The sequence below is a fragment of the Vibrio sp. YT-19(2023) genome, from assembly GCF_033337395.1.
The window spans coordinates 47072-59560 of record NZ_JAWOQN010000005.1 but is presented as its reverse complement, the minus strand read 5'-3'; the positions used below and the strand labels follow the sequence as shown (position 1 = coordinate 59560).

General features: G+C 42.8%; 11 protein-coding genes. 4 read left to right on the top strand and 7 right to left on the bottom strand.

Going from position 1 to position 12489, the window contains the following annotated elements:
* Nucleotides 1-576 precede the first annotated feature (576 nt).
* Entirely contained in the window at nucleotides 577-2319 is a 1743-nt protein-coding gene (locus tag R7E78_RS05380; protein ID WP_005376363.1) for a bifunctional metallophosphatase/5'-nucleotidase, read from the bottom strand.
* A gap of 268 nt (nucleotides 2320-2587) precedes the next feature.
* Here R7E78_RS05380 and R7E78_RS05375 point away from each other — a divergent pair, with 268 nt between their 5' ends.
* Nucleotides 2588-4222: an ATP-dependent endonuclease gene (locus tag R7E78_RS05375; protein WP_213965239.1), complete on the top strand. Its 1635-nt coding sequence runs from the start codon at nucleotides 2588-2590 to the stop codon at nucleotides 4220-4222.
* Between the two features lie 153 nt (nucleotides 4223-4375).
* Here R7E78_RS05375 and R7E78_RS05370 read toward each other — a convergent pair whose 3' ends face one another.
* Nucleotides 4376-4858 carry a DUF1097 domain-containing protein gene (locus tag R7E78_RS05370; protein WP_017634175.1) on the bottom strand — a complete coding sequence of 161 codons (483 nt, stop codon included), beginning with the start codon at nucleotides 4856-4858 and terminating at the stop codon, nucleotides 4376-4378.
* A gap of 227 nt (nucleotides 4859-5085) precedes the next feature.
* Nucleotides 5086-5991 carry a LysR substrate-binding domain-containing protein gene (locus R7E78_RS05365; RefSeq protein WP_005376369.1) on the bottom strand — a complete coding sequence of 302 codons (906 nt, stop codon included), beginning with the start codon at nucleotides 5989-5991 and terminating at the stop codon, nucleotides 5086-5088.
* A 301-nt stretch (nucleotides 5992-6292) separates the two neighbouring features.
* On the opposite strand from R7E78_RS05365, the gene focA reads away from it, so the two are divergent.
* Nucleotides 6293-7744 carry a formate transporter FocA gene (gene focA / locus R7E78_RS05360; RefSeq protein WP_025767788.1) on the top strand — a complete coding sequence of 484 codons (1452 nt, stop codon included), beginning with the start codon at nucleotides 6293-6295 and terminating at the stop codon, nucleotides 7742-7744.
* 137 nt (nucleotides 7745-7881) lie between these two features.
* Here the strand turns inward: focA and R7E78_RS05355 are convergent, their stop codons facing one another.
* The 3 genes from R7E78_RS05355 to R7E78_RS05345 all read right to left on the bottom strand — a co-directional run bounded on the left by R7E78_RS05355 (nucleotide 7882) and on the right by R7E78_RS05345 (nucleotide 9404).
* Nucleotides 7882-8451 (bottom strand): YceI family protein, encoded by a 570-nt coding sequence (locus R7E78_RS05355; protein ID WP_017634178.1) that lies wholly within the window; start codon nucleotides 8449-8451, stop codon nucleotides 7882-7884.
* Nucleotides 8448-8987, bottom strand: a complete 540-nt coding sequence (locus R7E78_RS05350; RefSeq protein ID WP_047103577.1) for a cytochrome b — start codon at nucleotides 8985-8987, stop codon at nucleotides 8448-8450. The genes R7E78_RS05355 and R7E78_RS05350 overlap by 4 nt, the downstream gene beginning before the upstream one ends.
* Nucleotides 8988-9161: 174 nt before the next feature.
* On the bottom strand, nucleotides 9162-9404 hold the full coding sequence (locus tag R7E78_RS05345) for a DUF2164 domain-containing protein (protein ID WP_042520836.1): 243 nt from the start codon (nucleotides 9402-9404) through the stop codon (nucleotides 9162-9164).
* Nucleotides 9405-9587: 183 nt separating this feature from the next.
* Between R7E78_RS05345 and R7E78_RS05340 the strand changes: the two genes are divergently transcribed.
* The gene (locus tag R7E78_RS05340) at nucleotides 9588-10220 is read left to right on the top strand and encodes a hypothetical protein (protein ID WP_318057733.1); all 633 of its coding nucleotides are present in this window, start codon (nucleotides 9588-9590) and stop codon (nucleotides 10218-10220) included.
* A gap of 187 nt (nucleotides 10221-10407) precedes the next feature.
* Nucleotides 10408-11196, top strand: a complete 789-nt coding sequence (locus R7E78_RS05335) for an EAL domain-containing protein (protein WP_318057732.1) — start codon at nucleotides 10408-10410, stop codon at nucleotides 11194-11196.
* A gap of 27 nt (nucleotides 11197-11223) precedes the next feature.
* Here R7E78_RS05335 and R7E78_RS05330 read toward each other — a convergent pair whose 3' ends face one another.
* On the bottom strand, nucleotides 11224-12483 hold the full coding sequence (locus tag R7E78_RS05330) for a DEAD/DEAH box helicase (protein WP_318057731.1): 1260 nt from the start codon (nucleotides 12481-12483) through the stop codon (nucleotides 11224-11226).
* Nucleotides 12484-12489: the final 6 nt, after the last annotated feature.

Sequence of the window (12489 nt, the reverse complement as noted above, 5' to 3'; positions counted from 1 at the left end):
CAATAACAACCAACAGCCACATAACGATTATGTGCTGTTAGTCAATGAATGCGTTGGTCTCGTTGAAGTGTTGACGTGAATGAACCACGTAACACCTTTACTTACCGGATAAGCTGATGCTTAACGAGATGACGATAAGTAAACTTGCGCTAACTACTCCCCAAACGCCGACATAATAACGCCGAGCGTCAGGCTTTCCAACAAAAAAACCTTGTCTTATCGAAATAAAATTCTTATCAAAAATCAGGAAGCACTATAAAAAGAAATAAATGGATTCAACCACCGCAACTATAGTAAACAGACAAAAAGCAGCAAATGGCTCAAGACAAACTCTTCATTGGTTAGAGGCCTAGCGGGGAAGATAGATACAAAAAAGGAGCATTACTGCTCCCTTTTGTAGCATCCACATTCTTAGCAATTCAAAAGCCGCTTAGAGGCACAAAGTAGACCAGTGTTGACCAAATTGCGATCCAGGCAACCACGACTACCGTATCTGCCCAATCTTTATTCCACATACTGCCATCCTCATCAACCCATGTAGTAAGTGGAGAGCAGCAAAATGAATACCAGTATCTATTATCGACGTCGCTTTGTGTAAAGTTTGTGACTTTGATTCAAACAGTTTGGCTCATCGGTCAGGAGTTCAATAAAACAATCAGCCATGGACAAACTGGTCACACGCCCTTCTCCTTTCATCTCCTGCAATGCGTCGTACCCCTCTTTCCCTTTCATCGTATAGGCAGAAGAAGTCCCTCGATACCAAACATCATCTTGAACACCTACCCATTGTTTACCATCAAAAATCACTAATGATTGAACTCTTTCGCCTTTTGGGGCATCTGCGTGGTACTCGAAGTTTAAATTGTAAGTGTACGGATAACTGCCAGATCCAGTGCCTTCTACGCCATTGTTGAGTGCATTATTTATCGCGCCTTCAAGTGCACGGCGAATAGCGCTGCCTTTTACATCGTAAAAGCCGATAGGAACGGCAAAAGGCAACAGCCGTCCGGCAATGTCTGCCACTGTAATGTTGCCAGGGTTCAAAGAGGTTCGCACGCCACCCGCATTATGAATTGCAAATTGAACGTCATATCCACGTTTGTTTAAACAGTGCAGAAATGATCGGGCAACGGAGGAAGCCAACTCACTCTCACCAAATTCATCGGGAATTCTCACATGACGCTTTTTGGTGTCAACACTAGCAATGACTTGTGACTGTAACTGCCTGACCTGAGGAATATATTTATCGCTCAGGATCGCTTGAGTTTCCGGGTGTTTCTTACAAACCACGACATTCGGTTGACCATGGATGAAGTCGCACGCGGTTTCGAATACACCTTGGTCGAGCTGTTGGTTTAGCGTCGAGTCCCAAAAAATACGTCGACCAAGCAACAGTTCATTTTGTCCACTCAACATCGTTGCTTTACCGTGTTCATCAAACTCAATGACGCAGTGCCCCATTGTCAAAGCATGGAAACCCGCTTGCACCACATAGGTATCATTAATTTTGATACCGTAGGGATCGTCTTGTCCTAACCCTATTGATGAAAAATCACCTTGCAACCGGTGGCTGTGTCCACCAACAATTATACCAATACCTGCGACTTGCTCAGCTAACTCTAAATCACCTTCATAACCTAAGTGGCTCAGAAGAATAATATTTTTTATACCTGATGAATGGATTTGTTTTACGGTCGCCTTGGCGGTTTCAATTGCTGAGTGAAAAGGCGTGTCTGCATCAGGGTTTGCGATGTCGCTCATTTTATCTATGGATAATCCGAAAATCGCGACCCGCTCACCATGGAATTCTTTAACAATGTATTGAGCGCTCTGTGTATCCGGTTGGTAACTATATACATCCTTGCAATCACTGATACGGTGAGGTTTTTTAAGTGATTCATTGGATAAATCCCAGTTGCCAGCAAGCAATGGGAACTGAGTACGTTGGCAAAACAATGCAACTGGCTCATTCCCCATATCTAATTCATGGTTACCTAACGCCATTGCATCAATCTTTAATGCGTTCAATAAGTCGGCATTGGCTTTGCCTTTAAATAATGAGAAATACAGCGTACCTTGGAAGCAATCTCCGGCATGGAGGAACAACATCCCATGACCTTGGCGCTGAGCATCATCTCTTAACTGCTCGACTCGGGTTGCGATACGAGAAAAGCCGCCAGCACTGACATAGGGCTCTAGCGTGAGTTCATTGTTTATCTTAAGCTTTAACTGTAATGACGTTGGTTCAAAGTAGGAATGTGTGTCATTGATGTGTGCCAGTTTGATTCTCACTGGCTTATGATTGTTATTCATCTTCATCTTCTCTTTTTTCATTCCTTATAATAATAAGAAGTGAATCATGACAGAATCATGAATTTTATGAAACTGCGATTTAGGATTTCATGTTTAAGTGATCACGATGCTGTCCCCCGGCTTTGAAAGCAAGCCTCGCTTGTAACGGTCTCTATTCAGTAAGAGGCTCTCGTAATTTTGTGAACTGAGCTTAACTCAAAAATTTCGAATTCATATATGCTTAGGAGTAGCAAAATAACTCTCGATAATTCAAATAATTGCAAGGAGGATTGAGATGAGACTAGAACGCATCGAAATCTCCGGGTTTAGAGGCATCAAACGCCTTTCACTCTCTTTTGACGAACTCACCACGCTTATCGGTGAAAACACGTGGGGCAAATCATCATTACTCGATGCCCTTTCCATCGCATTACCTGCCAATGGCTCATTGTATCAATTCAAACTGAAAGATTTTCACGTTGACTACTCAATTTCTCATCCACAAACACAACACTTACAGATCATTGTTTGTTTTAAAGCACAGGATAAAAACGAAGTAAAAGCGGGACGCTACAGACGCATAAAGCCTACATGGTGCACCAACGAAGAGGGTGAGCAAGTCATTTACTATCGTATTAGTGCGTCTCGCGATGAGCACGGCATTAATACAGAGTACGCGTTTTTGGATCATAACGGCAAACCCAAAAAACTTCACCACTCAGAGAAACTCGCTATTGAGTTAATGACACTTCATCCTGTAATCCGACTACGTGACTCCCGACGCTTCCCAGATTTAAACCATGTCAACGGCGATGGTAAAAATGCTCGGATTGAAAAACGAATCAACAACACCTGTCGACGCTTATTGGCTATGCCTGGCCATGTGAATAAAGGTGAGATTCGTAGTAGCCTCGACTCAATGCAAACGCTTGTTGAACACTATTTTGCGTTCAGAAGTGTCAGTAAAGGTAACCCACGCAAACCTCGTGATGGTCTTTTCTATACAAGCCCTTCCTCTGATAAAGGTTTGAGTCAGTTCTTGAAAGAAACCAATGACAAACAAAGCCGCTTGCTTTTAATGGGGTTACTCAATGCCTATCTTCAAGCTAAAGGCCCCACCGATTTAAGGCGCTGTGCGAGACCAATACTGATCATTGAAGATCCAGAAGGTCGACTGCATCCAACTCATCTAGCGAGAGCGTGGTCCTTATTGCAATTGTTGCCAATGCAAAAGATATTAACCACCAACAGTGGCACGTTACTCGGTTCTGTTCCACTGTATTCAATTCGACGTTTAATTCGGCTATCAGACAGAACCATCGCTAAGAGTTTAAACTCAACAAAGTTTGGTCGAGATGAGTTGCGCCGAATTGGTTTCCATATTCGTTTTCATCGTTCAGGCGCATTATTTGCGCGGTGCTGGTTACTTGTTGAGGGCGAAACCGAAGTTTGGCTTTTTCATGAACTGGCTCGTCAATGCGGGTATGACTTGGCTGCCGAAGGGGTTCAAATCGTTGAGTTTGCTCAATCAGGTCTAAAATCACTCATCAAAGTAGCAAAAGAGTTTGGTATTGATTGGCATGTCGTTACTGATGGCGACCCAGCAGGGAAAAAGTACGCGCATGCAGTGCGAGCACAGCTCGACCATGATCAGGAAAGGCATCGACTTACGGAGTTACCCGACCGAGACATCGAGCACTTTCTGTACAACAATGGTTTTGAACTTTTCTTTAAGGACATCATCAAAGTTCCTCATGACCACCCTATCCCTGCTAAAAAAGTCGTAAATCGTGTTTTGAAAAAACATGCAAAACCGGACTTAGCTTTGGCTATTGTTTCTCATTGTGAAGAGAAAGGCATGGAGTGTATTCCTGTTCTTCTGCGCTGGACACTTAAACGCGTTGTTACCATGGCCAACGGCAATACATGAGTTAGGCGTATTTCACACTCAGCGTATTGTCTTGTAATACAAAAAAAGCACACCAATTTGGTGTGCTTGTATCAAACATCATTAATTTTGATTAAGGGTATTGAGAGGGATAAAACTCAATACACAGTGGATACCAATAAGATCGGGGGTTCACTACTGTGCTTGCTCAGCAAGCGAAGAAGAAGTAGCGGTTGATTTCGTATGCAACCATAGCCCTGTCGCTTTCATTAGATAGCCAAACACACCACCTAGCAACAACGATGGAATGACAAGTTGCCAGTTTCCGTCAGCCGCAAATGTTGCGCATGAACCAATAAAAGTACCAGGGATGTACGCGAGCCAAGCCTGTTTAGCTTGAATACACATGAAGAATGCCACAATAGCGGTAATCACATAGCCAATAATTTCCAACCCCACGTAAGTGGAACCGTGAATAATTACCATTGCCCAGAATACGCCTGTCATATTGGTGATTAAGCTGATGCCTAGTCCTTTCAATCCGCTCGTTGGCGCTGCAAAGTAGCTCGTGCAACCTAAAAAACCAGCCCAAGAAAGCAAACCTAAAGAGATGGCGATCCAACCCCATACGCCAGATAAAATTCCAGTAGTAATAGAAATAGCTAAAAGTGTCGTCATGGTAGTCATACCTACTCGGCTATTATCGTACCTATATGGTTCAATAACTGCCTTCATACATTGAAATCAAGGACACATGTTAGATACATCAGCTCAGCTTATCGGTGATATTGATCACAATAAGATACTATTATTTTCACAATTTACATTAAAAGTTTGACGCAACCGATAAATCAACAGATTTAGGGAATAAACCAACTCATCTCGTAGGCATATTTAATCAACCTTTAAAGAACTGAAGGCTTCCCTTTCATCATTCGCAGCCCCTCTCTTTTAATGCAGTCGACTAATGGGTTTTCTGCCATATCTGAACGCCATATAAATGAAAGCGTCCTTTCCATTTTTAACTCAGGTACATTTAATGCCACAAGGTGACCTGCTTCTATATATCGCTCTACATCTAAATACGGTAAGCAAGTAAGGTACTGACCATTAGCAACTAAACTACGTAACACCGGAACGTGTTCGTACTCGCGCCACACATCCAAATCTTCAATAAGGTGGTGAATAGAACTATCAAATGTTTTTCGTGTGCCAGAGCCATGCTCTCTTAGTACCCACTTCGCTTGCTCTAACTGCGCAAGGCTAACAGACTGATTACGCGCAAAAGGATGATGAGAAGCTGCGACAACAGTAAGATGATCACGACACCATACTTCTTGGTGTAAACGGTTATCATCACAGCGCCCTTCAATAATCCCTAAGTCATACTTGTAATCTAATACCCCATCAATCACCCCTTTTGTACTTTGTACACCGAGAGAAATACGCATTTCTGGAAAGTCATTATCAATGATACTGATAAGGTCGGGAACTAAGTGCTCTGCTGGGGTTTGACTCGCTCCCATACGAATCTCACCACTCAATAAATGTTGCTCATAGAAGCCCATTTCAATCTGCAATGCATCTTGTAGCAAGCGTTTTGCTTTTGGTCGTAACCACATCCCCCAATGGGTTAACGCCATTTGCTTGCCTTGCCTCTCAAACAACGGCCTGCCAAGCATCTTCTCTAATTGCGCAAGCGACATGCTCGTCGCTGATTGTGTCAAAGCCAATTTTTCTGCGGCTTGGCTTACACTGCCGGTATCTGCAACTGCGTCGAAAACCGCTAATTGCTTAAGTGAGTAGCGCAAAGTGTCCTCCATTATTAGTGGGTATTTCCCAATTCCCACAATTGTTAAAGCATGCCCCAATAAGCAATAGAGTTCATTTTACCTAGCCCCGTAAAGTTATCAATTAATTTGATGAGGTTTCTAAATATTATCAATTTTACCTTACTAACCGCTCTCCCTATTCTGAGTACGCGGTTCGGGAACACCGCAAGCCTCAATGGTTTTGAAACCGAAGTCATTGAGGCTCTTAATAAAAACAACAATTTCATTTTTGAGTTAATAACCAAGGATTTTTTATGCGATTACAAATTAAGGAGTCAATATGGCGGTGACCAGTTCTCAAAATCACCAGTATTTTTCTCCAAAAGAGATGATGGTTGAAGCGGAAAAATTTGCGTTAAGTAAGGCAAACAAAACCAGCAGTATGACATTAAGCCTCGCCATTATGGCCGGCGCGTTCATCGGGTTAGCATTCTTGTTTTACATCACGGTGACCACCGGTAGTACGGGCGCTGGTTGGGGCTTGAGCCGCCTAGCTGGTGGACTCGCATTTAGCATGGGATTGATCCTCATAGTGATCTGCGGTGGTGAATTATTTACCAGCTCCGTCCTATCCAGTATTTCTTGGGCCAATAAGCAAATATCGTTCGGTAAGATGCTTTCGATCTGGGGCAAAGTTTACGTTGGTAACTTTATTGGTGCGATGTTCCTACTTGCGCTGGTTACTGCTGCTGGTCTTTATCAGATGGATGGCGGTCAATGGGGATTAAATGCGCTTAACATCGCACAACACAAACTTCACCACACTCTCATTCAAGCGTTTGCACTCGGTATTCTCTGTAACCTGTTGGTCTGCCTAGCGATTTGGCTGACATTTAGTTCTGCAAATGCAATGACAAAAGCAGCAATGACAATTTTGCCTGTGGCAATGTTTGTCAGCAGCGGTTTTGAGCACTGTGTTGCGAACATGTTTATGGTTCCACTTGGTATTGTTATCGCGAATTTTGCACCTGAATCTTTTTGGGCATCTGTCGGTGTGCCCGCGTCACAATACACAGACCTAAACATTAGCCACTTTATTACCGCTAACTTAATTCCTGTCACGCTTGGCAACATCGTCGGCGGAGCGGTATTAGTTGGCCTTTCAAACTGGTGTATTTTTCGCCGACCAGAACTAAAAGCAGCGAATATTTCTTCTATCACTACAACTACAACACTGTCGTCAGTTAAGGATTTCACCATGAAAAATGCCTCTTTTGTTAAAGACATTATGAACCCAAAACCAGTCACCATTCGTGCAGAAACGCCAATTGCAGCCGCGCTGGATGTGTTACTTGATAACAACGTAACTAGCGCACCTGTTGTAGACGTACAAAATCGATTAGTTGGCTTCTTCTCTGCTCACGATGTGATGGTAGAACTATGGTGTGAGGACTACATTCCGGTGAAAGACCAAAAAGTCGTCGACATCATGAGCAGAGATGTGGTCGCAATTGACGCTGATGATCGCCTCGTTGATGTTGTGGAATTCCTATGTATCGATAAAGAGCAGTTGTACCCAGCGAGCAGTATGGGTATTGCCACTCGCTTGACGTCTTTGTCTCTCGAAGAACGCGCTAAAAGTATCAAAGTAAGTAAGCCACAAGTGCTTCCTGTGCTTGAAAATGGGCAGATGGTCGGGGTGGTTACTCGTACTGAAGTATTAAAAGCACTACGCCCGATTTTTGGTGAGCGTTTAAACTTAGTGGAAAAAAGTGAGTTAGAAACAGCGTAATTCGCTAAACATTTACAACGTCTATTGGCTTTCAATCGCTATCACTGACTGGTTTATCGATGTTAGTGATGTGATTAAGATAATAAAAAAGCGCTCTTCAAGTGAAGAGCGCTTTTAGTGTATCTAAAAGGAACTAATTACTTCTTAATACCTTCGATATGAAGTTCCATATCGACGTAGCTTGAAGCACCCATTACTGGGATGTCAAAGTCAGCAAGCTCTAGGCGAGTGTTGCCAACAAAGCCAGCGCGCTCGCCGCCCCATGGGTCACTGCCAGCACCAACGAATTCAGCCTCAATAGTAATAGGCTTAGTAACACCGTGTAGCGTTAGATCACCAGTTACATCTAGTTTGCCATTGCCTTTATCAACCACTTTTGTGCTCGTAAAGGTTGCTTCACTGTATTTACCAGCATCGATGAAGTCACCACTACGAATGTGTTTGTCACGTTCAGCATGGTTTGAATCTAGGCTGGTTGTATCAACAACAACATTTACTTTTGAATCAGCAATGTTGTTTTCATCAAAAGAAAAGTCACCAGAAAATGTATTGAAACGACCTTTGATGAAACTGTAACCCAAGTGGCTAACTTTAAAGTTGATTGAAGCGTGAGCACCTTTGGTATCGATGACATAATCTGCAGCTTGCGCACCAAATGGCAGTGCCATAGCGATAGCTAATCCTGTAGCGAAAAGTGACTTTTTCATTTTGAAGCTCCTAACATTTTTCTTAATGTGTTGTCTTTATCGATAAAGTGGTGTTTTAGTGCAGCAATAGCATGTAAACCTGCAATCAGGATGACTGCCCAAGCTGCATAGAAGTGAATCTCACCTGCAATATCTGATTGGCCTGGGAATAACTCTCCCGCTCCTGGCACGGTGAACCAATTAAACACTTCGATGCCGCGTCCATCAGACGTTGAAATGAGGTAACCTGAAACAAAGATGGTGACCAATAGTAGGTACATGACACCATGCGCTGCTTTAGCAGCAAGCACTTCGTAACGTTTGCCTTCTATCTTTGGTGACGCCGTCACATGTTTCCATACGATGCGTGCCAAAGTTAAAATAGCGAGTAAAATACCGACAGAGCGATGGTAATGCGGCGCAGTTCGATACCATTCGCTGTAATAGCTAAGGTCGACCATCCACAAACCCACTGCAAATAGACCAATAATGCACAGCGCTGATAACCAATGCATCACGCGTGCAGTAAGGTTGTAATTCTTTACCAGTGTATCCATCTCAAGTTCCTAGATATATTCCTAAGTTAATGCTGAGCAAGAAACACTACATTAACCTATTTACGTCATATGAAACAGATTATTTACCATCATTTACATCCAGCCAATGGTACCGTATCTATCAAGTTGTTCGAAATTTTTGAAGGAACTTTAAATCGTTTGTAAAACTGAAACTTACAGCTTAATTTCTTGTTCTATCTCATACAGCTCTTCGGAAACTTCTAACATTCTGCGTTCAACCAGTAACTTAGCATCTTCAACACCCTTGTTATAATAAATTGGCCCTAGTTTTTCTGTAATAAAATCAATTAGAAACTCACTATCGAACTGGCCAATTTCAACATCTAGCTCGTCTTGCATGTAATCTTGAATGGCGGTGGCCAACGCCTCTTTTTGTGCGCGTTCTAGCTTTATCATTTTTTCCCTTTCAAATTTTTGTTCAACTTCTGCTTCTTTCGTGTTGCTCTATTAAAGATTAGACACGGTCATTTGTGAGAAATTTGGTGTTTAGATCAAGAAGTTGCCGAAGTAAATTAGTCTATTCTCAAAAGACTATGCTAACCTTTTGCAGTTCGTTTTGTAATTATTAAGGGATATTCTTTGCTACTCGACCTAGTTATTCAAAGTGTTAATGATTTTCAAGACGACTGTCTTAAGCTGTGTGAAAAGCATTACCCTGCGGTGCATAACCAAGGCATGAGTGAGCATCATCTTGGTCTCGCGTTTTCAAGAAGGATGGAACATACTTTTCGTCACTTTGGATACAACTGCGTGATAAAGCCAATCGAAGTGTTGGATTCTCCAGACCTTCCCCATCACTATCGAATTTCATCCGACATCGGCACTGTCTGGGTTCTGAGTCACCATATGGTCAGTGCCGGAAAATCTTGCCGGGAAAACTTACTCTCATCAATTACGGAATGGCAGAGTGAATATGGCTATGCCTTACAGCCTAATGACCTACTCTTTTTGGTTTGTGATCATTGGTTAAGTCGCAGCAAAACGAGCCGAGAATTGCTTCATTGGTGGATGGGGGAACTACCCGATCAGATCAACGAATACACAGAACAAGGAATCACACTGTACACCAGCGAGTCGCAACTCACGCAATCGTTGGACACTCGATTCGGTATTAGCCCTTGTTACATTAAGTTTGGGCATCCTTTACGGCGTTCGAACAAACAGCAGTTAGTCAGAAAATATTTGCAGTTGTATGCCGTACTGCAATGGTAGCATCAAATTGAAGTGCTGAGATTATCAATTATTTCATCAATTTGTTTGATATCACTCGACAAAACTACCCATCCATTACCATCGTTCTTGCTTGAGTTAATGAGCACACTTAGATTCATTGCCAATGAAATAGAAAAATTAGCGCGATAACGCTGATGTTGAGACATTGATTTAGGTTGTGGTAACAATGATGAGCATCTCGCAACTACTTAGTTGCATCCGGAAAGAAGCCGACGGGCAGTATATTGCGAAATACGCGAACTTCACTCTCCGCAGTGTCTTTCAACCCATATACAAGAACGATATTTCCATCGTTGGCCTTGAAGCACTGGTAAGAATTAGCAATGCCAATGGCACCATGGTTAGGCCAGATCAGTTTTTCCAATCCAAAGCGACTCCCACTCAAGATTTGCTCAATGTTGAACGCTTAAGTCGCCTAATCCATATCAAAAATTTCTCTCAGTCTCGCTTTCACACAAAACAATTGTTTCTCAATGTATTACCGGTAGCGGCAGAGATACTAGTCAAAGACATCACGTATAACCGACTGCTAAAACAAACCATTTATGAATCGCATTTGATGAATGAACAAATCGTCATGGAGTTACTTGAATTGAAGGTGGAGGATGAACTCTCTTTGTCGCAAGCAGCTCGTGAATTAAGCCAAGGCGGGTTTAAATTGGCGATCGACGATTATGGCGTCAATGCATCGACAACTGAGCGAGTGAGAAGCGTTTGCCCAGATATAATCAAGATGGATCGCTCTTTATTGCTAAGGTATGAAAACGGTGATTTTAAAGCGCTTAACGATGCATTATCACTCGCAAAAGCGTTATGCTCTAAAACCGTTATCGAAGGAATTGAAACCGAGCATCAACTTCGCTTAATGAAAAAGCTCGGTTTCGATATGTATCAAGGGTACCTACTTGCTATCCCCCAAACGTTAGACGTCTATGAAGAGGCAAAAACAGCCTGACTATGTAAGAACAAAAGTTTGCGCGGTTTAGCGAGAGCTACGTGATTTACCACGATTTTTATGAATCGCCAATTTTGCTTTTAGCTTACGCTTCTCTGATGAACGACTACGACGGCGCCCACCCCCATTTTGTTCAGGCTCAACTTCTTCTACAAGACTTGGTTCGAAACCTGCCAGCCATTCTTGGGGTAAGCGTTGATCAAGCAGGTTCTCGATAGCTTGCAACAAGTACTCCTCATCTCTACTCATCAGAGAAACCGCCAAACCTGACTTTCCTGCTCTTCCAGTGCGGCCAATTCGATGGACATAATCTTCTGCTTTGAATGGCATATCAAAGTTCACGACTTGTTCTAGCTCTTGAATATCTAACCCTCGTGCTGCCACATCGGTTGCAATCAAAGCACGTACCTTACCTTGTTTAAATTCATCCAAAGCTCTTTGGCGGGCACCCTGTGATTTATCACCGTTGATAGAAACCGCTTTGATGCCATCTAACTTGAGCTCTTTCGCTAACTCATCACTGCCTTGCTTCGTTTTTGTAAATACAAGCACTTGCTGCCAATTCCGCGAGCCAATTAAGTACGCTAGCAGTTCACGTTTCCGTTTTTTATCCACTGGATAAACCATTTGTGTTACCGTTTCAGCAGTCGTATTTGCTGGTGAAACTTCGACTTCAACTGGCGATTCCATGAGTTTATACGCAATAGTTTTGATTCGCTTCTCAAATGTCGCAGAGAACAATAGGATCTGTTTCTCAGCAGGCAAACGTCGGAAGATGCGCTGCAAGTCAGGCCAAAATCCCATATCTAACATACGGTCGGCTTCGTCTAACACGAGCATATCGGTTTTAGAGATGTTTACGTTACCATTAAACAGGTGATCCAAAAGGCGGCCTGGCGTGGCAATCAAAATATCAGCGCCCTCTTCTAACTTTCTCTTTTGTACGCCAATGCTTGTACCACCATAAACACACACAATGCGAAGTTTTGTTTCTGCCGAGTACTGATTCAAATTATCAAATACCTGCTGTGCAAGCTCGCGTGTTGGAACCAAAATCAATGCTTGAGGTGTGCCGTTAAGTTTCTTTTGCTGAACGGTTTGTATGATAGGTAAACCAAACGCAGCCGTTTTTCCCGTACCAGTTTGTGCAGCAGCAAGTAAGTTTTTTCCTGCAAGGACGTGTGGAATTGACTTTTCTTGCACTGGTGTTGGCGTCACGATATTTAGATTGCCTAGCGTCTCGATTAGCTTTTGTTCGATGCCTAAATCAGCAAAATTAACAGACATGTGTAA